At 59.2% G+C, this 21,589-nt stretch carries 18 protein-coding genes, 1 pseudogene and 1 riboswitch; of the genes and pseudogenes, 6 read left to right on the top strand and 13 right to left on the bottom strand.

Annotated features, from left to right (window positions below; genetic code table 11):
• The 5 genes and pseudogenes from AC13DD_RS10595 to AC13DD_RS10575 form a co-directional block, all read right to left on the bottom strand.
• A pseudogene (locus tag AC13DD_RS10595) lies at nt 1–227 on the bottom strand (IS110 family transposase); the annotation flags it as partial.
• 253 nt (nt 228–480) lie between these two features.
• Nucleotides 481–1,287, bottom strand: coding sequence for an ABC transporter permease (locus AC13DD_RS10590; RefSeq protein WP_092030421.1), 807 nt, complete (start codon nt 1,285–1,287; stop codon nt 481–483).
• Between the two features lies 1 nt (nt 1,288).
• Nucleotides 1,289–2,011, bottom strand: coding sequence for an ABC transporter ATP-binding protein (locus AC13DD_RS10585; protein WP_092030419.1), 723 nt, complete (start codon nt 2,009–2,011; stop codon nt 1,289–1,291).
• Nucleotides 2,008–2,982, bottom strand: coding sequence for a YVTN family beta-propeller repeat protein (locus tag AC13DD_RS10580; protein WP_104270855.1), 975 nt, complete (start codon nt 2,980–2,982; stop codon nt 2,008–2,010). Before AC13DD_RS10580 ends, AC13DD_RS10585 begins: the two co-directional genes overlap by 4 nt.
• Nucleotides 2,983–3,024: 42 nt before the next feature.
• Nucleotides 3,025–4,197 (bottom strand): ABC transporter substrate-binding protein, encoded by a 1,173-nt coding sequence (locus tag AC13DD_RS10575; protein ID WP_273043905.1) that lies wholly within the window; start codon nt 4,195–4,197, stop codon nt 3,025–3,027.
• A 260-nt stretch (nt 4,198–4,457) separates the two neighbouring features.
• On the opposite strand from AC13DD_RS10575, the gene pedF reads away from it, so the two are divergent.
• The 3 genes from pedF to AC13DD_RS10560 all read left to right on the top strand — a co-directional run bounded on the left by pedF (nt 4,458) and on the right by AC13DD_RS10560 (nt 7,901).
• Entirely contained in the window at nt 4,458–4,886 is a 429-nt protein-coding gene (gene pedF, locus AC13DD_RS10570) for a cytochrome c-550 PedF (protein WP_273093942.1), read from the top strand.
• 89 nt (nt 4,887–4,975) lie between these two features.
• Nucleotides 4,976–5,932, top strand: coding sequence for a substrate-binding periplasmic protein (locus AC13DD_RS10565; RefSeq protein ID WP_482931112.1), 957 nt, complete (start codon nt 4,976–4,978; stop codon nt 5,930–5,932).
• A 193-nt stretch (nt 5,933–6,125) separates the two neighbouring features.
• Nucleotides 6,126–7,901 (top strand): PQQ-dependent methanol/ethanol family dehydrogenase, encoded by a 1,776-nt coding sequence (locus AC13DD_RS10560; RefSeq protein ID WP_053113108.1) that lies wholly within the window; start codon nt 6,126–6,128, stop codon nt 7,899–7,901.
• 64 nt (nt 7,902–7,965) lie between these two features.
• Here the strand turns inward: AC13DD_RS10560 and AC13DD_RS10555 are convergent, their stop codons facing one another.
• The 3 genes from AC13DD_RS10555 to AC13DD_RS10545 form a co-directional block, all read right to left on the bottom strand.
• Nucleotides 7,966–8,751 (bottom strand): ABC transporter ATP-binding protein, encoded by a 786-nt coding sequence (locus AC13DD_RS10555; protein ID WP_482931111.1) that lies wholly within the window; start codon nt 8,749–8,751, stop codon nt 7,966–7,968.
• Nucleotides 8,751–9,566 carry an ABC transporter permease gene (locus AC13DD_RS10550; RefSeq protein WP_482931110.1) on the bottom strand — a complete coding sequence of 272 codons (816 nt, stop codon included), beginning with the start codon at nt 9,564–9,566 and terminating at the stop codon, nt 8,751–8,753. The genes AC13DD_RS10555 and AC13DD_RS10550 overlap by 1 nt, the downstream gene beginning before the upstream one ends.
• Nucleotides 9,567–9,632: 66 nt before the next feature.
• Nucleotides 9,633–9,741, bottom strand: a riboswitch (guanidine-I (ykkC/yxkD leader).
• Between the two features lie 184 nt (nt 9,742–9,925).
• Entirely contained in the window at nt 9,926–10,957 is a 1,032-nt protein-coding gene (locus AC13DD_RS10545; protein WP_482931109.1) for an alpha/beta fold hydrolase, read from the bottom strand.
• A gap of 154 nt (nt 10,958–11,111) precedes the next feature.
• On the opposite strand from AC13DD_RS10545, the gene glnT reads away from it, so the two are divergent.
• Nucleotides 11,112–12,470: a type III glutamate--ammonia ligase gene (gene glnT, locus AC13DD_RS10540; RefSeq protein WP_482931108.1), complete on the top strand. Its 1,359-nt coding sequence runs from the start codon at nt 11,112–11,114 to the stop codon at nt 12,468–12,470.
• A gap of 18 nt (nt 12,471–12,488) precedes the next feature.
• On the opposite strand, the gene AC13DD_RS10535 is transcribed toward glnT, so the two are convergent.
• Nucleotides 12,489–13,259, bottom strand: coding sequence for a class II aldolase/adducin family protein (locus AC13DD_RS10535; protein ID WP_008171006.1), 771 nt, complete (start codon nt 13,257–13,259; stop codon nt 12,489–12,491).
• Between the two features lie 138 nt (nt 13,260–13,397).
• Between AC13DD_RS10535 and AC13DD_RS10530 the strand changes: the two genes are divergently transcribed.
• Nucleotides 13,398–14,297, top strand: a complete 900-nt coding sequence (locus AC13DD_RS10530; RefSeq protein ID WP_482931107.1) for a bifunctional transcriptional activator/DNA repair enzyme AdaA — start codon at nt 13,398–13,400, stop codon at nt 14,295–14,297.
• Here AC13DD_RS10530 and AC13DD_RS10525 read toward each other — a convergent pair.
• From AC13DD_RS10525 to AC13DD_RS10510, 4 genes are all read right to left on the bottom strand, one after another.
• Entirely contained in the window at nt 14,280–14,891 is a 612-nt protein-coding gene (locus AC13DD_RS10525) for a TetR family transcriptional regulator (protein ID WP_482931114.1), read from the bottom strand. The two genes, AC13DD_RS10530 and AC13DD_RS10525, sit on opposite strands and share 18 nt — an antisense overlap.
• A gap of 219 nt (nt 14,892–15,110) precedes the next feature.
• Entirely contained in the window at nt 15,111–16,178 is a 1,068-nt protein-coding gene (locus tag AC13DD_RS10520) for a putative urea ABC transporter substrate-binding protein (protein WP_104270869.1), read from the bottom strand.
• A gap of 70 nt (nt 16,179–16,248) precedes the next feature.
• Nucleotides 16,249–19,875: an urea carboxylase gene (uca, locus tag AC13DD_RS10515; protein WP_482931106.1), complete on the bottom strand. Its 3,627-nt coding sequence runs from the start codon at nt 19,873–19,875 to the stop codon at nt 16,249–16,251.
• A complete protein-coding gene (locus AC13DD_RS10510; RefSeq protein WP_482931113.1) occupies nt 19,866–20,543 on the bottom strand; it encodes a DUF1989 domain-containing protein in 678 nt (225 codons plus the stop codon). Before AC13DD_RS10510 ends, uca begins: the two co-directional genes overlap by 10 nt.
• Here AC13DD_RS10510 and AC13DD_RS10505 point away from each other — a divergent pair.
• Nucleotides 20,433–21,467, top strand: coding sequence for an IS110 family RNA-guided transposase (locus AC13DD_RS10505; protein ID WP_008172057.1), 1,035 nt, complete (start codon nt 20,433–20,435; stop codon nt 21,465–21,467). The genes AC13DD_RS10510 and AC13DD_RS10505 overlap by 111 nt on opposite strands.
• Nucleotides 21,468–21,589 lie beyond the last annotated feature (122 nt).

Below are 21,589 nucleotides of genomic sequence, written 5' to 3'. Positions count from 1 at the left end.
GGTAACAACTCAAGCTGATGCGCTAACGCTCGTATCTGGCGAGCCCAATACTGCGAGCTCCCACACCGCTCAAGAGCGACTGTGGAAGGCTCCAAACGCACCAGGTGCTCCAGCAACTGCTTGCGGCGGACTTTCCGCTTCCACCCGCTGTGACCTTTAGGTGCCAGCCCAAAAAGCACAAACCTCTTCTTTGCGAGACGAATGCCAACCGTTGTAACCTTACTCATGGTCTCCTCCCACTCGTTTCTGATAGGAAAATTCTCCTTCCCTATCCTGGCGCATTGCGACGCCGATTAGGAGGGGAGGAGACCATCTCATCGACCTACCTGTGTTGGCGGTTTGCACGGAGTATGGGTGGTCAGCGGGGAGAAGGTTTCCAAAACTGTGCGGAGCCAGGGATGGCGGAGCCCAAGCGTCACAGGGATGTGCCGTAAGGAGCGTGTTATGGAAACCTTCTCCGCGCTGACCACTGGCACCAAATCAAGCCGGCTTGGAAGCCCCAATTATCCTGGTGCGTTGGGGCCGGAAGCCTGCCGTGGCCAGTAGCGCTAGCACCGCCGTCACACCGGCGGTAATCCCGTAAGCCATCGGATTCCACTCCAGGTACAGCGAGAAGCGGATCGCCTCGACCGCGTGGGTGAACGGATTGAACTGGCAGATCCAGTACAGCCAGGGGCTGGCCTCGTTCATGCGCCAGAGCGGATAGAGCGCCGAGGACATGAAGAACATCGGGAAAATGACAAAGTTCATCACCCCGGCGAAGTTCTCCAGCTGTTTGATCCAGGTGGCGATCAGCAGGCCCAGAGCGCCAAGCATCAGACTGGTCAGAATCAGCGCTGGCAACACCGCGAGGTAACCCCATAGCGGTGGCTCCACATCCACCAGCAGTGCCAGCAGCAGGAACACATACACCTGGCCAATGGACACCACGCCCATGGCCAGCAGTTTGGTGACCAGCAGGAACGGCCGGGGCAGGGGGCTCATCAGAAGCACCCGCATGCTGCCCAGCTCCCGGTCGTACACCATGGACAGGGCACCCTGCATGCTGTTGAAGAGGATGATCATGCCGCACAGCCCCGGGGCGATGTAGGTCTCGTAGGTGATGTAGGTTTCGTAGGGCGGGATGATGGAAATACCCAGCACTGCCCGGAACCCGGCGGCGAACACCACCAGCCAGAGCAGTGGCCGCACCAGGGCGCTGGCGAAGCGGGTGCGCTGCTGCCAGAACCGCAGCCACTCCCGGGTCTGGATGCCCACAAAACAGTGCCAGTAGTGTGCTGCCTTCATATCAGCCGGCTCCGGTCAGGGAATGGAAAGTTTCGGCCAGATCCCGGGTGCCTTCGGCTTCGCAGATGGCCTGGCCATTGCCGTCGGCCAGCAACTGGCCCTGGTGCAGGATCAGCACCCGGTCGTCAGTGCGAACTTCTTCGATCAGGTGGGTGGCCCAGAGTACGGTCAGGCCGTCTTCTTCGCACAGGGTACGCACGTGCTCGTTGAGCGCTTTTCGGCTTGCAACGTCCAAACCCACCGTGGGTTCGTCGAGTAACAGCAGCGAGGGTTCATGCAACAGGGCTCGGGCAATTTCCACGCGCCGGCGGTGACCGCCGTTGAGCTGGCGGACGGCATCGTTGGCCCGGTCCAGCAAGTTGAAGCGTTCCAGTTCCCGGTCACCGCGGGTGCGGGCTTCTTTGCGGGACAGCCCGTGTAACGCCGCGTGGTATTGCAGGTTCTGGCGAACGGTCAGGTCCAGATCCAGGGCATTCTGCTGGAACACCACGCCAATCTTGCGCATGGCCTCCGCCGGCTGCTTTTTCAGTGATTGGCCACCCAACAGAATATCACCCTGCTGCAGGGCCAGCAGCCGGGTGAGCAAACCAAAAAGGGTGGATTTACCCGCCCCGTTTGGCCCGAGCAGGGCGTGAAAACGGCCAGAGGTCAGCACAAAGCTGACCTCCCGGAGCACCGGCTTGTCGCCGTAACGAAAGCTGAGGTTGCTCGCTTCGATGGTCATGACGTCGGATCGATGACCACACCCCAGGGGTAGCGGCCCACCTTGATGGATTTAATGACCTTCATGTCCTCCAGATTGATCACGGACACGTCCCCGGAAACGCCATTGGTGGTGTACAGATGCGTCTCGTCCTTGTCGAGATCCAGCTGCCAGACGCGTGCACCCACCAGCAGGTAATCCAGAACCTCATAGGTTTTTGCGTCGACTACCGCCACATGATTTGAGGGGCCAAGCGCCACAAACGCGTACTTGCCGTCAGACGTCAGCTCAATACCTACCGGTTGGACCCGATCCTGATTCACACCGGGCACCTTGAAGGACATCTCGTGGATCTGCTCCAGGTTTTCGACATCGATGATGTGCACGGTGCCGCCAATTTCCGCGGAGGCCCAGGCAGTCTTGCTGTCCTTGCTGAACTCCACGTGGCGCGGACGCTGGCCCACTACGATGTTCTTCTCGATCTCGAAGGTCTCGGTGTTGATCCAGTGCAGCATGCTGGTGGTTTCGGAGGTGTTCACGGCCCACTTGCCATTCGGGCTCACCGCCATGCCCTCCGGCTCGATACCTACGTCAATCTGGGCGAGCACCTCTTTGCTGTCGACATCCACCACGGTCACGATGGCGTCGTCCTCGTTGGCGATGTACAGGTGCTTGTTATTCGGATGCAGCGCGAATTGTTCCGGATCTTCACCGGAAGGCAGGGTGTCGACAATCTTGCGGGTAGCCAGATCCAGCACCTGAACCGTGTCATCGTCGCTGGCGCAGATGTAGAGCTTGGTATAGTCCTTGGAGAGCAGAATGCCCCGGGGCCGCTGGCCGACGTCGATGGTTTCAATCACTTTCTGCGTTTCGGTATCGATTACCGACAGGGTGTTGTCCTTCTCGTTGGACACATAGGCCACGCTGGCCAGGGTCGGTGTCGACAGACCAATCATCGTGGCCAGGGCAGCGCGCTTGATCAGGGTTTTCATGGTATCGCTCCTTTTTGTTGTAACCGGTAAGGCGGTATCGGTTTAGCCGTTGATCCGGCACTCGCTTTCTGGCCGGTCGAAACCGAGGGTGTCCATCTGGCTGTTGGGGTGGAGAAAGCCTTCGAAGGGTGCGCGCGCCACCAGTCCCCGGGGATGAACCAGCGGAATCGGTTGTCTCAGCTGGCCATTCCAGTCGCGGAAAGTGAGCTTACGGCCCTTGAACGCAGCCAGTTGGAACTTGTCACTGAACAGGTAATTCCGGATCTCGGCGGGACTGGCGGAGTTCAGGTCGGTGATGGCGGTACCGATGGAGCGAACGGCTGTCCAGGCGGCGTAGTCCTCGCTGTTCATGTCCCTGCCTGCCAGCTCGCGAAAACGATTCTGGAGCTGGGCAGCCCCCCAGCTCTCCACTACCCGGTGCCAGGTAACGGGTGACATGCCCTGTGTACCCACCACCGGTCGCGGCAGCCAGGTATTGAAGGGCACGTACTCGCCAAAATCCCCGCGTACATCAGCAACCACCACAGCGTCGTAATCGCTGGCCTGGGTGAATAGCGGCAGCTCCTTCGAGGCGGTTCGGCGCAGGTCGGCGTCAAAGGTCCAGGGCTTGTCTTCGACGATCTCCAGCCCGAAGCGCTTCGCTGAACGGTGGAAGGCATCGGCCCAGCCTTTGTCGGCTTCGGTTGGCCCGGTAATCAGGAACACCTCATCCCAGCGTCGCTGGTTCAGCCACTGGCCGAGGGCATCGGTGAGCATCGAATAGCTGGGCATTGTGTGCAGCAGGTTCACGTGGCACTGGCCGGTGCGCAGGGCGTCGTCTTTGGCGCCGGCATTGAAGATCAGGGTGTTGTCGCCTGCTTTTTCCGTGAGGGTTTTCAGGGTCGAGGCCGGCGCGTTCACCACGAACAGGTCGAGACCGCTTTCGCGCATGGTCTCAAAGGCCGCGATAGCCGCTTCTTCGGTATCGGCAACGTCACTCTGGAGTGAGTAGGTCTGGCCCAGAAATTTACCGGTGGTGCTGTTGTCGTTCATGGCCAGTTCGGCACCCCGAAGGCCGGCATCGTCCGGCTCCGGGATCACGTTGGAAAGTACCGGTCCCTGGTCCGGAATCCACTGTAGATAGCCAATCCGCACGTCCAGGGATTCCGCCTGCAGCGGGCATGCTGCTGCCATGGTGATTAATGAAGTGGCCGCTGTCCGGGACAGAAAAGACATGGGGTTCTCCGGTTTGTTGTTGTGCTTCCAGCTTATGGAAGGGGGAGAAGCCCGGAAATATTCAGAAAGTAGGAATCAGGCAGTACCAAAGGATGAGATTTCCGCTCGGGGACCAAAAATCTACTACCAAGGAACTAAGCCAAAACCCCCAAAGTGGCATTCGGATTGGACATGGGGATTCCTAGACTGGTGGTCAGCAAGTTGGCAACTGACAAATCCAATAGCCAACCACGGGGAATCCAATAACAGAGGTAAGACCAATGGCAATGTCCTTTTCACTCAAAACCATCGTGGCTTCGGCCATGTTTGGCCTGGCCGGCTTCGCTATTGCCCACGGCAATGTCACACCACAGGAAGTGGATACGGGCAACCTGCCGGAGCTGGGTGACGACGTGCGCATCGAAAACCCCTTCCGTGAAGGCAGTGAGTTCGGCGAGTTCAACGCCCAGGCCATCAAAATTGGCGAGAGTGCCTATGCCGGCAACTGTGCCGCCTGCCATGGCATCCGGGCGATGTCTGGGGGCCTGACGCCTGACCTGCGGGAACTGACCGAATGGGACGACGAGTATTTTATCAATCGTGTTCGCAATGGGACGGATCGGGGCATGCCTTCCTGGAAGAAGAGCATGGATCAGAATGCCATGTGGGCAATCCGCTCCTATGTGGAATCCCTGCCCAAGCCGGAGTGATGAACTCGGCCCCTGTCAAAACGAGCGCCTGAATTCGGGTCGGCCATCTGCCGGCCCTTCGTCGTTGGGAGAAAAGGTGGGAGAAAACAATGAAAAGTCTACTTCGAATACTTGCCCTGTTGCTGTTCGCCCAGGTGGTCATGGCCCAGGAGGTTAACGACGGAAACGAACTGCTCAACCGGCCTGCGGAGCGCACCTACGACATCATTCTGGATTCCGGCTATCTGAAAGTCGGCGTCTACGAGGATTTTCCACCGTATTCCTACCAGATTGATGGTGAACCACGAGGCATCGACATCGAACTCGGGCGACGGATTGCCGAGGAAATGGGCGTTGAGTTCAAGGTGCACTGGATCATCCCCGACGAGAATCTCGGAGACGACTTGCGTAATAACGTCTGGAAAGGGCACTACCTGGCCAAACAGCGGCTTGCTGATGTGATGCTTCGGGTGCCCTACGACAAGACCTACGCCTACATGCAGGATTCCACCGGCGAATACATCAACGAACAGGTCGTTCTGTTCGGCCCGTATCAGCAGGAAACCTGGCAGATTGCCTACAACCCCGAAAAGCTTGATGCCGTCGAAACCGTGGCGGTTTTTCAATACAACCGTATTGGCGTCGAGATAGATACCTTGCCTGATTTTTATCTGACCTCCGCGTTCGGCGGTCGCATGCGGGAACAGGTTCGCCATTACACCAACGTGGCGGACGCGTTCGAGGCCATGCGCAAGGGTGAGGTAAGTGCCGTGATGGGTATGCGCTCGGAGATCGATCACGAACTGGCCAAATCCGAGAACGCCATGTTCGAAGCCGCTGGAAACGGGTTTCCGGGTATCGGCAAACAGGTATGGGATGTGGGTATGGCGATCAAACACACCCATCGCCAGCTGGGCTATGCCCTTGAAGCCATCATCGACAGGCTGGTGAAGACCGGCGAGATGAACGAGCTGATGGCCAGCCAGAAACTCCGATACAGCGTGCCGGGTTATTACCGGGAATTTCTGGATGAGCAGGCTATCGCCAGGGCTGAAGGGGATCTCTGAGGGTTTGCCCCGAACGCCGGGGCCGGAAGATCCGGTGTAGTCGTACTACCAAGTGATGAGAAAACCTGTTCCGGCGAGCAATTGTTGGTTTTGCCCCCGAGGCGAAGAATCGTATCAGAGGCGGGAAAAGTTCCCGGTTCGGCCTGAAACGAACTCAAGAGAACTGAAAACAAGAGACTTGGAGAGCGCAACCATGAGAACCAACAAGTTCGGGATTCGCATTGCGGCCAGCGCCCTGGCCATGGCTGTTTCCTACGGGGCCCATGCGGTAACCGACGAAGACATCATCAACGATCACAAGACCCCTGAAGACATTGTCAGCTATGGCATGGGTACCCAGGGACAGCGCTACAGCATCCTGGAAGATCTGAACACCAGCAACGTTCAGTATCTGCAGCCGGCCTGGGCTTTCTCCTTCGGCAGCGAAAAAATGCGCGGCCAGGAATCCCAGCCGCTGATCAAGGACGGCGTCATGTACGTGACCGCCTCCTACTCCCGCATCTATGCCATCGATGCCAGGACCGGCGAAGAAATCTGGCAGTACGATGCCCGTCTGCCCGATGGCATCATGCCCTGCTGTGACGTGGTGAACCGCGGTGCCGCCATCTACGGCGACAAGGTGATCTTCGGTACCCTGGACGCCAAACTGGTTGCCCTGAACAAGGACACCGGCAAGCCGATGTGGATCAAGAAGGTGGCCGATTACCAGGCCGGTTATGCAATCACCGCCGCGCCCATGGTCATCAAGGGCAAGGTCATTACCGGCGTTTCCGGTGGTGAATTCGGTATTGTCGGCAAGGTGGAAGCCTACGATGCCAATACCGGTGATCTGGTATGGACCCGTCCGACGGTAGAAGGCCATATGGGCTATGTCTACAAGGATGGCAAAAAGATCGAAAACGGCATTTCCGGTGGCAAGGCAGGCGTGACCTGGCCCGGCGAAATGTGGAAGAACGGCGGCGCGGCTACCTGGCTGGGCGGCACCTACGATCCGGACACCGATTCCCTGTTCTTTGGTACCGGTAACCCGGCGCCCTGGAACTCGCACCTGCGCCCCGGCGACAACCTGTTCTCCTCAAGCCGACTGGCGATTGATCCGGACGACGGCAGCATCAAGTGGCACTTCCAGACCACCCCGAACGATGGCTGGGACTATGATGGTGTTAACGAACTGATCTCCTTCAACTACGAAGAGAACGGTAAAACCGTGAAAGCAGCGGCCACCGCCGACCGTAACGGGTTCTTCTACGTACTGAACCGCGAGAACGGTGACTTTATTCGTGGCTTCCCGTTCGTGGACAAGATCACCTGGGCAGAGGGCCTGGATCCGAAGACCGGCCGTCCGATTTACACCGAGGGCGGACGCCCGGGCAATCCTGCCGATATGGAAGGTGGCAAGGGTGAAATGGTTCTGGCTCAGCCAGCCTTCCTCGGCGGCAAGAACTGGATGCCCATGGCCTTCAGCCAGCAGACCGGTCTGTTCTACGTGCCCTCGAACGAGTGGTCCATGGATATCTGGAACGAGCCTGTGTCCTACAAGAAGGGCGCTGCGTTCCTGGGTGCAGGGTTCACCATCAAGCCGGCCAACGATGACTACATCGGCGTACTTCGGGCCATGGATCCGAAAACCGGTGAGGAAGTCTGGCGTTACGAGAACACCGCACCGCTGTGGGGTGGCGTGATGACAACGGCCGGTGGTCTGGTGTTCACCGGTACGCCCGAGGGCCATCTGAAGGCGTTTGATGCCAAGACCGGCGAAGAGCTCTACCGCTTCAACACCGGTTCCGGTGTCGTGGGCACGCCCATCACCTGGACCATGGATGGCGAGCAGTACGTCTCTGTGGCGTCCGGCTGGGGTGGCGCGGTTCCGCTCTGGGGTGGCGAAGTGGCCAAGGTAGTGAAGGACTTCAACCAGGGCGGTATGGTCTGGACCTTCAAGCTGCCGAAGGATCGGGTTGCCAGCAACTGATCCAAGCGAAAGTGAAAAAAAAGGTCGCCCTGGGGCGACCTTTTTTATTGAGCTGTCCGTTAGATCAGGCGGCCTGATTACGGGTTGTCTCGCTGACCGACTGATGAATGTCCTCGAACAGTTTTCGATCCGTCTGGCCTATCGGCAAGTCGTAGGTGATGGTGGCACCGAATGCCTGTGGGTCATGGGGATCGTTGCGCACCTTGTCGAACACCAGCAGTCGGGTGCCCAGGTAAAAACCTTCCTTCAGATCGTGGGTTACCATGAAAATGGTGGTGCCGGTTTCCTGCCAGAGTTTCAGCAGCAGGTCGTGCATGTCACCGCGAATACCCGGGTCCAATGCGCCGAAGGGCTCATCCAGCAGCAGAACCCGTGGGCGCATGATCAGCGACTGGGCAATGGCGAGTCGCTGCTGCATGCCGCCCGACAGTTCATGGGGCCATTTGTTGGCCGATGGGCTCAGGCCCACCGACTCCAGCATGTCGTCCACTTTCTCGAGAGCTACCTTGCGGGCGCCGCCGAACAGCTTGCCCAGCCAGGGTTTCTGTTCCAGCTCCAGACCCATCAGCACGTTCTGGCGCACCGTCAGATGTGGGAACACCGAGTAGCGCTGGAATACGATACCCCGGTTCCGGTCCGGCTCGCCGGGGAAGGCCTCGCCCTCCAGTAGCAGCTCGCCGCGGGTCTGGGTTTCCTGGCCCAAAAGCATTTTCAGGAAGGTGGACTTGCCACACCCGGAGGCGCCCACGAGGGTGCAGAACTCGCCCTGTTTCACGCTCAGGTTCAGGTTCTCCAGGATCACCTGATCGCCGTATTCCTTCCAGAGATTGTTAACGGTGATAAAGCTCATCAGTGGCCTCCTGCGTTGTACCAGGGGAACAGCCTGCGGTTTGCCAGACGCAGGCACTGGTCGATAACAATGGCGAGAATGGTGATCCAGATGACATAGGGCAGGATCACGTCCATGGCCAGGTAGCGTCGCACCAGGAAGATCCGGTAGCCGAGGCCTTCGGTGGAGGCAATCGCCTCGGCGGCAATCAGGAACAGCCATGCGGGGCCAAGGCTCAGGCGCACGGTGTCGATCAGGCGGGGCAGCACCTGGGGCAGGGCCATGCGGGTGATCACCTGCCAGGAATTTGCGCCCAGGGTCTGGATCTTGATCAGCTGCTCGCCCGGGAGCTCGCGAACCCGCTGGGCCACATCCCGCATCATGATGGGCGCAGTGCCGATCACGATCAGCATGACTTTGGAAAGCTCGCCCAGCCCGAACACAATGAAGAGAATCGGTAATATGGCCAGCGGCGGCACCATGGAAAGGGCAGAAACCAGAGGAGCAAGGTTGGCCCTGACCAGTGGCAACACTCCATTGAGAATACCGACCACCAGCGCCAGCGAGGCGGCGATACCGACGCCCATTCCAAGGCGCGCCAGACTGGCGGTCGTGTCCTGCCACATCAGGTAGTCGCCGCTGCGACGGTCCTCCTGAAAAGCCATGCGATCCACGGCCGCGGTCATCTGCTCCAGACCTGGGAGGAGTTTGTCGTTAGGGTTGTCTGCCAGGCGCTCCTGAGACGCCAGGCTGTAAATGAGCATGATCAACAGAAAGGGCAACAGGCCCAGGATGGTAGCGGAAACACGCCCGGGGTGATGGTTGATCATTCGCATGAATCGTCTCCTCTGGTTACACAACACGGCAAGGTCATCGCGGGTAACAGCGTCCCTTGCGATTCAGTCTCCCGGGCTTTTGTCCCGCCGTGTAACCTCCCCAGAGGTCGGTAACTCTCGGACCAGCCATCCGGGAATCTTGACTGCCCGGACCGGAACCCTAGTCACCCATTTTGTCCGTCGCTCTGTCTGCGGTGTTGTGAACAGTGCTTTGAACGGATCGGGTTTTTGAAAACCGTCAGTCGGAAACAGTGCAGATGGCATGCCAGATCCGAAGAGCGGGCGAAAACGGGTCATCCCGGCAAAAGCATCGGCAAAAATATGCACCGGGTTGGTGCGGCATAGGTTCGGATGCTCGATCATGACGCCTTTCCCGAGAGCAAGGCCCGGGCGGCCGCAAGGATGCGATTGTGGCTTGCAGCCTCCCGGCCCGCACCACCGGCAACGTGGCCCCAGTCCGATTCCAGCGATTCCACGGTTGCGCCGGGCATCCGGCGGCGATCCTCACTGGCGTCCTCCTCGGTAAAGTAGAGATCGGTGGTGCAGGGCATCATCCGGGTAGGCATGGCAATGGCAGAGAGCGCCGCTTCGTAATCCATGCCGAATACGGGGTTGTCGCTGATATCGCCGTTCTGCCAGGTGTTCAGTACGGTGAGCAGATCATTGGCGTCCTGGCCCAGCTGATCCTGCTCCCAGAATCGAAGCAGCTCTTCAATGGAGCCAAAACCCTGTTCGCGCCAGAGCTCATGACGGAAAAACGCCTGGGAATAAGCCCAGCCCGCATAAACCCGGCCGAAGGCCCGGAGTCCGCGTTCGGGTGGAGTCCGGTAGCGGCCATTCTCGAAGGCGTGGTCACAGGTCAGTGCCGCCTTTACGCCCTCAAGAAATACCCGGTTGTGGGGATAGCACCGCGCGGTGCAGCAGGTGGCCAGCACTGCGCGCACCTGCGTCGGAAACAAACAGCCCCACTGCAGCGCCTGCATCCCGCCCATGGACCAGCCCATCACCAGCGCGATCCGGGCGTCTCCGAAGATGTCCTCCACCAACCGCTTTTGTAGCATCACGTTGTCATACAGGGACACGGCAGGAAAGCCCGGGCCGCCCTGTGCTCCGGCGGTGTTCGAGGGTGAGGATGATTCGCCTGCGCCCAACAAAGCGGGAATAACGATGCAGTAACGGTCTGGATCGAGGGGGCTGTTGCCTCCAACCCACGGGTGATTACCCGCGGCTGCACCACCGTAGTACGTGGGCAGCATAATCAGGTTGTCTTTTGGTGCGTTCAGCTCGCCGATGCGGTGGTACCGCAATCTCGCGGAGTGCAACGTTTCGCCGGAAGTCAGAGGCAGGTCACCTGCTTCGTAATCTTCTACAAGCCATTGCTTCGACGCCATTTTCCCCTCTCTTTCAGGCTGACTGTTTGCCTGAAGTCTCTCGCCTTCGCTCTTATATATACACGCTGGCATGTAAGTTGAATGGCAAAAACAAAGAAAGAAACGTGCCAGAACCCAAACTGATTGCCCGCATGACGGGCCGGAGAAAAACAGGATGACGGAATTGACCAACACCCAGGCCCTGAAAGAGAAGCTCACAGAGGAAGGTGTGAAATACGCCATTGCCAGCTACGTGGACATCCACGGTGTGACCAAAGGCAAGTTCGTGCCCGTGGCTCACTTGGGGCAAATGATGGAAGGCTCGGAGCTTTACACAGGCGCCGCCCTGGATGGCGTGCCCCAGGATATCTCCGACGACGAGGTCGCCTCCATGCCGGATGCCGATGGGCTGGCCATCTGCCCCTGGAATCGCCAGCTGGCCTGGTTCCCGGGCAATCTGTTCCTGAACGGCGCGCCTTTCGAAGCCTGTTCCCGGAATATTCTACGTCGTCAGCTGAGTGCGGCGGCCGATATGGGGTATCGCTTCAATCTCGGTATTGAAACCGAGTTCTTCCTGTTCCGGGATACCGAGGATGGCGGCTTTGCCCCGCTGAGTGATCGCGACAACCTGGGCAAGCCCTGTTATGACCCCCGCACGCTCATGGATAACCTGCCCATCATGGATGAGCTGGTAGACGCCATGAACGAGCTGGGCTGGGATGTGTACTCGTTTGATCACGAAGACGCCAACGGCCAGTTCGAAACCGACTTCAAATATGCCGACGCACTGACCATGTCCGACCGCCTGGTGTTCTTCCGGATGATGGCCAACGAGATTGCCCGCAAACATGGCGCTTTCGCGAGCTTCATGCCCAAGCCCTTTGCCGACCGCACCGGCAGTGGCGCCCACTACAACATGTCGCTGGCGGATCTGAAAACTGGCGAAAACCTGTTCGAGCCCAAGGGCGACGATCTGCACAACTGCGGTATCAGCAAGATCGCCTATCACTTCACTGCCGGTGTACTGAAACATGGCGCTGCCATCAGTGCCGTGATTGCGCCGACAGTGAACAGCTACAAACGGCTCGTTCGCCAGGGCAGCATGTCGGGTTCCACCTGGGCACCGGTATTCATGTGTTATGGCTCCAACAACCGCACCAATATGATCCGGATTCCCGGCATGGGCGGGCGCATCGAATGCCGTGCCGCAGACATTGCCTGCAATCCCTATCTTGGCAGTGCGCTGATTCTCGCTGCAGGGTTGGAAGGCATCCGTGAAGGTCTGGACGCGGGCGCCCCCCACCACGAGAACATGTACAACTACAGCGATGCCGAGATCACCGAGCAGGGCATTGAGTATCTGCCCCGGAACCTGGGCGAGGCGGTGGAGGCCTTTGAGGCCGATCCGCTGGCGAAAGAAGTCTTCGGTGAAGCCATGTTCAAAAGCTTTATCGACTTCAAGAAAGGCGAGTGGGAGAGCTATCAGAACCACGTGTCGGCCTGGGAAGTGGACCGTTATCTGAAAATGTTCTGATAGCTACAGGGCCTGATGTCAGCTTCGGAAGCCTGGATCGATGCGGTCCAACTTCCGGAGAAGTCCTGGCCAGGCAAGGTTGCCACCCATGCCCTTGGTGACCTTTTTGGCCTGCTCCCGAATGGAGCTGAGAATGGTATCGGGAATACGTACCAGCGGCTGGCCTCCGGACATGGCCTGAATCTGGACCTCGCAGGCGCGCTGCAGGATGTACATGTTCAGGAAGGCCTCGGCGACGCTGGGTCCCGTGGTCAGCAGGCCGTGGTTGCGCAGGATCATGAAACGGGCGTGGCCCAGATCTGCCTGCAGGCGCGCTTTCTCGTCTTCGCGCAGCGCCACGCCTTCGTAATCGTGGTACGCGAGTCCGGATAGCGGAAAAAGACTTTGCTGGGACAAGGGCAGCAAGCCTTCCTTCTGCGCTGACACAGCGACACCGGCGGTCGTGTGGGTGTGCATGACACAGGCAGCATCCTCACGAACCGCATGGATGGCGCTGTGAATGGTGAAACCGGCAGGGTTGATGTCGAAATCGTCTGGATTGATCTTGTTGCCTTCCTGATCAATGCGCACCAGGCTGGAAGCCGTAATTTCCTCGAACATCATTCCGTAGGGGTTGATCAGGAAATGATGCTCGTCACCGGGAATTCGCACCGAGAGATGGGTGAAGATAAGGTCGTCCCAGCCGTAGAGAGCAATCAGTCGGTAGGCGGCGGCAAGGTCAATGCGAAGCTGCCACTCCTCCTCACTGACTTCACCCTTTTTGGATGGAATTGCCAATTGCTCGGACATAGTGCTGACCCCTCGGAATCGGTTGGTTTTATTGTTGATTGACGGTCAATGTAGCGCCCGCAAGAATCGGATGGAAGGGGGCGAAGCAAACGCGCATCATATGGATGATGGGTTGTGCGCACATGAAGGAGCCGAAGCATGGAAAGTTTCCGAACCCCGATGCAGGACGAGAAGGATAGTGACGCGAAAGCATCCATGCCCGTTGCCGATCGAATGGTCGCACTGGCCAGGTACATCGAGAGCCGGCCAGATGAGCCGTTGAGCCTTGCCGACCTCGGCGCTGTGGTTGGGTTGTCGCCATCCCGCGTACAGCGGGTGTTCAAGGAAACCTTCGGTGTCTCACCAAAGGCTTATCAGGATGCACTGCGCCTGAACCACTACAAGCGGGCGTTGAGAACAGGCCGGACCGTGACCGATGCAATCTACGATGCCGGCTTTGGTTCGGTCAGTCGCGTCTATGGCAAGGCAGACCGACAGGTCGGCATGCCGCCTTCCCGCTACGGCAAGGGTGGGGAAGGTGAAACCATTGCCTATGCCTGCCGGGAAACGGCTCTCGGCCTGCTGATGATGGCCGCCACCGATCAGGGTGTGTGTTTTGCCGAATTCGGGGATGATGAGACGGCACTGGGAGATCAGTTACAGAAGGAGTTTCCGAAGGCTCGACTGGCTCCGTCTGGGGCAAAGGCATCGCCGGAGCTGGATGCGTGGATGTTGGCTCTGGATGAGCATTTGAGCCAGAACATGCCCAGACCGGATGTCCCTCTGGATATCCGTGGCACGGCTTTTCAGACAAGGGTCTGGAAACTCCTGCTAAGCGTCCGTGAAGGTGAGGTGGTAAGTTACACGGAGTTGGCAAGGCGACTGGGCGAGCCCAAAGCCGTTCGGGCTGTGGCCTCCGCCTGCGGGCGAAACCGCATCGCCGTGCTGATTCCCTGCCATCGGGTGTTGCGCAGTGACGGTTCCCTCGGTGGTTACCGCTGGGGCCTCGACCGAAAACAGCAATTGCTGGAGAAAGAGCGCTCAGCCTCGACCCAGTAGCACCCAGAACTGTCGCTGGAAAAACGCCGTTTCCTGTTTCAACGAAAACAGCTTCGGCGCAAACAGCCAGGTCTGGGTAATCCCCATCAGATAGGTGTAACTCAGCAGCCCCAGATCCTCAGGATCTTCCTGCGTACTGATCAGACCCCGCTCAGCGGCCTGGCCCACCAGATCCCGGAACATCGTAATAATCGACCTGGTCAACGCCCGTTCCCGCTTCAGCGTCCGGCTCATGGCATCGGTCAGTTCGGTCTTGTTCAGCAGAATCTCGAACGACTGGCGATATTTACGATCATTGGCCAGCAGGCCCAGCCAGCGCTCGATGAAATGGTCCATGGCCTCAATGGGCGTTTCCCGCATGCCGGCACATTCCGCAACCAGCGCTTCCAGTGGTTCCTGGGAGTAAGCCAGCACGGCCTCGTACAAATCGTCCTTGTTCTCGAAATGCCAGTAGATTGGTCCACGACTACAACCGGCTTCTTTGGCGATACGACTCAAGGTTGTCAGTGAGTAACCGTCCCGGCTGAAGAGCTTCAGAGCAGCTTCCAGGACCGTTTGGCGTGTCTTTTCGGCATCTTCCTTGGTACGGCGCATAGGTCTTTTTCTCGACGCTTCACTCAGGGTATGGGGGTGTGGGCTGATGGCTTCTCCAAAACTGTGCGGAGCCATGGATGGCGGAGCCCAAGCGCCCCAGGGATGGGCCGAAGGAGCGTGTTTTGGAGAAGCCATCAGCCCACACCCATGCTCCGAAGCCCACAAAAAAGGGCACGACTAATCGTGCCCGATCCTAGCAGAGTTTTAGAAGACGATCGCTCAGATCTCCCCGTCTGCCGCCATCTGCATGTAGCTGTCGTTAAACCGAAGCTTCACATTACCGGTGTCACCCATGATCGACCCATCCGGAAACTCGATGCCGACAAAGTCCGGGCTCATGGCACCCTGACCCAGCAGCCCCTTCTCGAAGGAGAACTGGCGAACGCTGTCCATGGCGTCCAGGGCTTCATTGCTGTTAATGAAATCCACTGACATCTGCGGTTCCCAGAACATCTTCATACCGGCCAGTTGAGCCTCATAACCGGCCTGGTCGGTGCCGGAGAGCTCTCCGAGAAATGCTCGCGCTTCCTGACCTTCTTCACTATCGGAGGCGAGGATGTTCATGGTTTCGTACCAGGCACCTACAAGCGCCTTGCCCAGCTTCGGGTTGTCGGCCAGGGTTTCCGTGTTCACCAGCGTCAGATCCTTGATGTGACCCGGAATCTGACTGGAATCGAACAATTTGGTCGCGCCCGGGTAGGCTTCCACTTCCGCCAGCAGCGGGTTCCAGGTAGCCACATGGCGGACATCGTCGGTCTGGAACGCGGAAACCAGATCGGCATCGGAAATGTTCACCACGCTCAGATCACGCTCTTCGAGACCGACGCTTGCCAGTGCCCGTGCCAGAAGATAGTGCGATACGGAGAGCTCAACCAGGTGAACGGTTTCACCCTCCAGCTCTTCGATGGTCTTGGCATCCTTGGATACGAGGCCGTCGTTACCATTGGAGTAGTCGCCCACGATAAGCGCAGTCGTGTCCACGCCGGAGGCGGCCGGAATCGACAGGCCATCCATGCTAGTGGCTACCACACCGTCAAACTGGCCGGCGGTGTACTGGTTGATGGACTCGATGTAGTCGTTCACCTGCACGATATCCACCTCGATATCGTACTTGTCCGCCCACTTCTTCATGATTCCGTAGTCCTCGGCATACTGCCAGGGCACCCAGCCGGCATAGATGGTCCAGGCGATGCTGAAGGAATCCTTTTCCTGGGCCATTGCACCCATGGACAGGGAGGCCGTGAACAGACCGGCCGCCAGACGTTTGGTGATGTCGCGTGTATTCATGGTGTCTCTCCTCGGGCCTTGCCCGTGTTTGCAGGTTTGGTCTTTCTTCAGTTTTTTGGGGTTGCTGGCATTACTCGGTAATCTCTTCGACAATCACGACCGGCGTTCCGGGCGAGACCGCCTGTCCCGCTTCCCGGCGCACGTCTACCACGCGTCCGGTTACGGGGCTCAGTAATTCGATTTCCATTTTCATGGATTCAATAACCGCCACCGGCCGCTGGGCATCGATGGTGTCGCCTGGCTTGACCAGGCACTCCCAGAGGTTACCGGCTACGTGGCTTTCCACCGCGTGCTGGCCTGCTGGCAGGTTGGCAATGTCGTCTTCGCCGGTGTCCTCGATCGGTGCTTCGGAGCTGAAGTTGATTTGGCCCGACTCGATCCAGCGCTGCAGCTCCTCATCGAAGGCCCGTTTGCGCTTGGCTGTGAAGGTCTGAATTTCGTCGTCGTTGTTCGCCAGAAACTGCTCGTAGTCCTTCAGATTGAAGCGGGTTTCCTCGACCTTTATCGGGTAGTCGCCATTGGGAAAGTCCCGCCGGATTTGTTGCAGTTCTTCGGCACGGACCTCGTAGAAGCGCACCTGGTCAAAGAAACGGAGCAGCCAGGGCTTGCCGGGCTCGAACAGGTCGGTCGTGCGGTAGCGGTTCCACATCTGCAGGGTGCGACCAACAAACTGGTAACCGCCCGGGCCTTCCATGCCGTAGATGCACAGGTAGGCGCCGCCGATGCCTACGGAATTTTCCGCGGTCCAGGTCCGGGCCGGGTTGTATTTGGTGGTCACCAGCCGGTGCCGGGGATCCAGCGGGGTAGCGACCGGCGCGCCCAGATAAACGTCGCCCAGGCCCATCACCAGATAGGTTGCCTCGAAAAGCGTCTTTTTTACCTCATCGATGCCGTCCAGTCCGTTGATGCGGCGGATGAACTCCAGGTTGCTCGGGCACCAGGGGGCATCCTTGCGCACCGACTGCATGTATTTCGCGATGGCGGTCTGGCAGGCTTCGTCATCCCAGGACAGGGGCAAATGAACGATGCGCGCGGGCACATCCCACTCGGGCTGTTTTTCCAGTTCCTTTTCGGCGCCGATCAGCAGATCCAGCAGCGTGCGCTGGTTCAGTTTCTGGCTATCGTAATGCACCTGCAGGGATCGGATGCCGGGGGTCAGTTCCAGAATGGCATCGTGATTCTGCTCGCGCAGCCACAGCATCAGCGCATGGGCGCGGAAGCGCAATCGGATATCCAGCTCCATTGGGCCGTATTCCACCAGCACGTAGTTGTCGCCGGCGGCCCGATAAACCACGCCGGTTTCGTGTTCATCGTCACTGAGTGACGCCAGAATCGGAGAGGTTGGCGTGATCGGTTTGATATGGGCGGTCGCTGCGGTCAGGGTGGCGATGGACTCGTCGAGGGCTTCCCGCAGGGCCACAGCCTGGTCCTGACTTACCGGAACAAATCTAACCTTGTCACCGGCTTTCAGCTGGCCCAGTTTCCACAGGTCAGCGCTGATGACCGTCACCGGGCAGACAAAGCCGCCCAGGCTGGGGCCATCGGGACCGAGAATCACCGGCATATCGCCGGTGAAATCCACGGTGCCCACGGCGTAAGCGTTGTCGTGAATGTTGGACGGATGCATGCCGGCCTCTCCGCCGTCACTGCGCGCCCACTGCGGTTTCGGGCCAATAAGTCGTACGCCGGTGCGGCTCGAGTTGTAGTGAATCTCCCAATCGCTGGCGAAGAAGGTGTCAATATCTTCGTCAGTAAAATAATCCGGCGCGCCATGAGGCCCATAGGTAACGTGCAGTTTCCAGGTCTTGCCGATGGTCGGTTTGAGGTCGGCAGGGAGAGTGGTCAGGCCGGTTGGCTCAGACTCCGCCAGGGCCAGCACATCGCCGGCCCGCAAGGCGCGGCCGCAATGGCCGCCGAACTGGCCGAGCGTAAAGGTGCTGCAGGAGGTCAGGTATTCGGGGCAGTCCAGCCCTCCGCGGAACAGCACGTAGGCCCGGGCGCCGTCCGCCGTGGTGGCGCCCAGCTTCAGGGTGGCGCCAGCGGGCACGTCGATCACCTGCCAGGAAGCCATGGGCTGATCATCCAGTGTGGCGTCCAGCTGGGCGCCCGTCAGCGCAATCTGGGTGGCGCGGTTGAAAGTGAGCACCGGCCCCTTAAGGGTGATTTCCAGGCCTGGAGCCCCTTCCGGATTACCCAGCAGTCGATTGCCAAGCCGGAACGAATAATTGTCGAAAGGACCCGACGGTGGTACGCCAATTTCCCAGTAGCCGATGCGCCCGGGGTAGTCCTGGATGGTGGTCAGGGTGCCGCCACTGAGCACATCCACGGTGGCCGGCTGGTAATCGAATTCGTTCAGGGTTCGAGTAAACAGTCTGCCCTCGGCAAAGCGCGGGTCGTCCAGTACCTGGCGCACGTATTTCAGGTTGGTCTCGATGCCATAGAGCTGGCTGTCGTCGAGTGCCTGCATCAACCGCTGGCGGGCCGATTCGCGATCGGCCTCATGCACAATCACCTTGGCGAGCATGGGATCATAGAGCGGCGACACCTCCGTACCCGGTTGGATCCAGGTGTCGATTTTCAGGCCATCCTCTTCGGGCCAGGCCACGTTGGTGAGCAGGCCTGCGCCGGGCTGGAAATCCTTGTTGGGGTCTTCCGCATAGATCCGGGCCTGGATGGCGTGGCCGGAAGGCGCGAGGTTGCTGCCCAGTTTTGCCAGGTCGGGCAGGGTGCCTGCGCCCAGTTCCACCATCCATCGGACCAGATCCACGCCATAAACCTGCTCGGTCACACCGTGCTCCACCTGTAAGCGGGTATTCACTTCCAGGAAGTAGAACTCGGTGGTGTCCGGGTCGTAGATAAACTCCACGGTGCCGGCACTGCGGTAGCTGATACTTTCGCCCAGCTGGCGCGCGGTGGCGTGCATGCGTGTGCGGACGTCCTCGGTGAGCCCGGGAGCCGGTGCTTCTTCAATCACTTTCTGGTTCCGGCGTTGGGCGGAACAGTCTCGCTCGCCGAGGGCCAGAACCTGGCCTTTGCCATTGCCAAACAGCTGCACTTCCACATGGCGGGCATGTTCCACAAATTTTTCCAGGAACACGCCGTTGTTGCTGAAGTTGTTCTGGCTCAGGCGCTGGACCGACTCGAAGCTCTTGCTGAGATCGTCCGGGCCGTAGCAGCGGGACATGCCAATGCCGCCACCGCCGGCGGTGCTTTTGAGCATCACCGGGTAGCCGATGGTGTCGGCGGCTTTCAGTGCTTCTTCCAGATCGGTCAGCAAGCCAGTGCCCGGGAGCAGTGGCACACCGGCGCTTTCCGCCAGTGACCGGGCCGTATGCTTGAGACCGAATTGCTCCATCTGCTCGGGTGTCGGGCCCAGGAAGACCACGCCCGCGGCGTCACAGCGTCGGGCAAAATCGGCGTTTTCGCTCAAGAAGCCGTAGCCGGGGTGGATGGCGCCGGCACCGCTCTTGCGGATTACCTCGAACAGTTTGTCCTGATCCAGGTAAGTGGTCGCTGCCGGGCCGTCTCCCAGGGAATACGCCTCGTCCGCCTGCCGTACGTGAAGCGAATCGGAATCCGCTTCGGCGTAGACGGCAACCGAGGTCAGCCCCATGTCACGCAGCGTGCGAATAACCCGGCAGGCGATGGCGCCGCGGTTGGCGATCAGGACCTTTGAGAATCTGCCGCTCAGCTCCATACCAGCACCTCAATCGGTGTCGGGTTCCAGCCGTTGCAGGGATTGTTGAGCTGCGGGCAGTTGGAGATCATCACCAGAACGTCCATCTTCGCTTCCAGCTCCACGTATTTGCCGGCATCGGAAATCCCGTCCGCGAAGGTGAGTCCGCCGTCGGCCGTGACCGGGACATTCATGAAGAAGTTGATGTTGTGGGTGATGTCCCGTTTGCTCATGCCCAGTTCTTCACGTTCGGTGACGGCCACCAGCCAGCTGTCCCGGCAGGCGTGCATGCACTTTTTCTCGAGGGCATAACGGGTTGTGTTGCTCTCCGCCGCGCAGGCACCGCCCAGGGTGTCGTGACGGCCGCAGGTGTCTGCGGTGATTTCCAGCATCACGTTGTTTTCAGAAGACATCAGCTTCGAGCCAGCCGTCAGGTAGACGTTGCCCTGCTCGCGGATGGTGTCGACGGCGCTGTAGCGTTCGGTCGATGAGATGGTCTCCTCCCCTCCTAATCGGCGTCGCAATGCGCCAGGATAGGGAAGGAGAATTTTCCTATCAGAAACGAGTGGGAGGAGACCATGAGTAAGGTTACAACGGTTGGCATTGATCTCGCAAAGAACACGTTTGTCCTTTTTGGGCTGGGCCCTAAAGGTCACAGCGGGTGGAAGCGCAAAGTGCGCCGCAAGCAGTTGCTGGAGCAGCTGGTGCGTTTGGAGCCTTGCACAGTCGCTCTTGAGGCGTGTGGGAGCTCGCACTATTGGGCTCGCCAGATACGAGCGTTAGGGCATCAGGTTGAGTTGTTACCGCCTCAACATGTGAAGGGCTATCTTCGAGGTCAGAAAAACGATTACAACGATGCTCAGGCCATTGCGGAGGCCAGTGAACATGGGCGAATTCGCCCGGTGCCGATCAAAGAGGTCGAGCAGCAGGATGATCAGATGCTGCACAAGCTGCGCCAGGGCGTGAGCAAGGATCGGGTACGAATCAGCAATCAGCTTCGAGGATTGCTGGCCGAGTACGGTGTGATCATGCCCCAGGGAATAGCGGCGCTGCGCCGGGAGCTGCCACTGGCACTGGAAGACGCTGACAACGGGTTGAGCGAGCGGGCCCGGCAGTTGTTGCACCGCCAGTATCAGCGTTTTCTGGAAGTAGAGCAGGAACTGGCCTGGTACGACCAACAAGTAAAGCAGAGATCGAGACAGGATGAGACCTGTCGGCGCCTGCAAGCGATACCGGGCGTTGGTGAAGTCGTCGCCAGTCTGCTGAAGGGCTGGATGGGTGATGGCCGCCAATTCCGGCGAGGCCGAGACGCTGGCGCAGCGCTGGGCCTGATCCCCCGTCAGAACAGCACCGGGGGCAAAGACGTCTTACTGGGAATCAGCAAGCGAGGCGACCCGTACGTACGCGCCCAACTGGTTCACGGGGCGAGAGCGGTGGTTGCCCGTGCGGACGGGAAAATGGACCGCCTCAGCCGATGGATCCAGCGACTCAAGGCAGAGCGAGGGTTCAACAAGGCAACCGTCGCATTGGCCAACAAGTTGGTTCGCATTGCCTGGGTGATTATCGCCCGAGGCGAGCACTACCAGCCATCGGAGCAACGGCTGGCGGTATGAATAAGTCAGGGATTGACTGAGCTAAATCACCGACGCGACGTCGGAAAGTAAAGCGGTTACCCTTCCCGCAGGTTGCGAGGGTCACAGCAATCGATGGCATAACAGGTCAGACCGGCCTGCCG

This window comes from Marinobacter sp. L-13 (assembly GCF_056857715.1).
This window is presented reverse-complemented; position numbering and strand designations above follow the sequence as displayed.

Excerpts from the sequence above, each read along its gene's own strand:
- AC13DD_RS10590 (WP_092030421.1), bottom strand. The coding sequence starts at position 1,287 with ATGAAGGCAGCACACTACTGGCACTGTTTTGTGGGCATCCAGACCCGG.
- AC13DD_RS10585 (WP_092030419.1), bottom strand. The coding sequence starts at position 2,011 with ATGACCATCGAAGCGAGCAACCTCAGCTTTCGTTACGGCGACAAGCCG.
- AC13DD_RS10580 (WP_104270855.1), bottom strand. The coding sequence starts at position 2,982 with ATGAAAACCCTGATCAAGCGCGCTGCCCTGGCCACGATGATTGGTCTG.
- AC13DD_RS10575 (WP_273043905.1), bottom strand. The coding sequence starts at position 4,197 with ATGTCTTTTCTGTCCCGGACAGCGGCCACTTCATTAATCACCATGGCA.
- pedF (WP_273093942.1), top strand. The coding sequence starts at position 4,458 with ATGGCAATGTCCTTTTCACTCAAAACCATCGTGGCTTCGGCCATGTTT.
- AC13DD_RS10565 (WP_482931112.1), top strand. The coding sequence starts at position 4,976 with ATGAAAAGTCTACTTCGAATACTTGCCCTGTTGCTGTTCGCCCAGGTG.
- AC13DD_RS10560 (WP_053113108.1), top strand. The coding sequence starts at position 6,126 with ATGAGAACCAACAAGTTCGGGATTCGCATTGCGGCCAGCGCCCTGGCC.
- AC13DD_RS10555 (WP_482931111.1), bottom strand. The coding sequence starts at position 8,751 with ATGAGCTTTATCACCGTTAACAATCTCTGGAAGGAATACGGCGATCAG.
- AC13DD_RS10550 (WP_482931110.1), bottom strand. The coding sequence starts at position 9,566 with ATGCGAATGATCAACCATCACCCCGGGCGTGTTTCCGCTACCATCCTG.
- AC13DD_RS10545 (WP_482931109.1), bottom strand. The coding sequence starts at position 10,957 with ATGGCGTCGAAGCAATGGCTTGTAGAAGATTACGAAGCAGGTGACCTG.
- glnT (WP_482931108.1), top strand. The coding sequence starts at position 11,112 with ATGACGGAATTGACCAACACCCAGGCCCTGAAAGAGAAGCTCACAGAG.
- AC13DD_RS10535 (WP_008171006.1), bottom strand. The coding sequence starts at position 13,259 with ATGTCCGAGCAATTGGCAATTCCATCCAAAAAGGGTGAAGTCAGTGAG.
- AC13DD_RS10530 (WP_482931107.1), top strand. The coding sequence starts at position 13,398 with ATGGAAAGTTTCCGAACCCCGATGCAGGACGAGAAGGATAGTGACGCG.
- AC13DD_RS10525 (WP_482931114.1), bottom strand. The coding sequence starts at position 14,891 with ATGCGCCGTACCAAGGAAGATGCCGAAAAGACACGCCAAACGGTCCTG.
- AC13DD_RS10520 (WP_104270869.1), bottom strand. The coding sequence starts at position 16,178 with ATGAATACACGCGACATCACCAAACGTCTGGCGGCCGGTCTGTTCACG.
- uca (WP_482931106.1), bottom strand. The coding sequence starts at position 19,875 with ATGGAGCTGAGCGGCAGATTCTCAAAGGTCCTGATCGCCAACCGCGGC.
- AC13DD_RS10505 (WP_008172057.1), top strand. The coding sequence starts at position 20,433 with ATGAGTAAGGTTACAACGGTTGGCATTGATCTCGCAAAGAACACGTTT.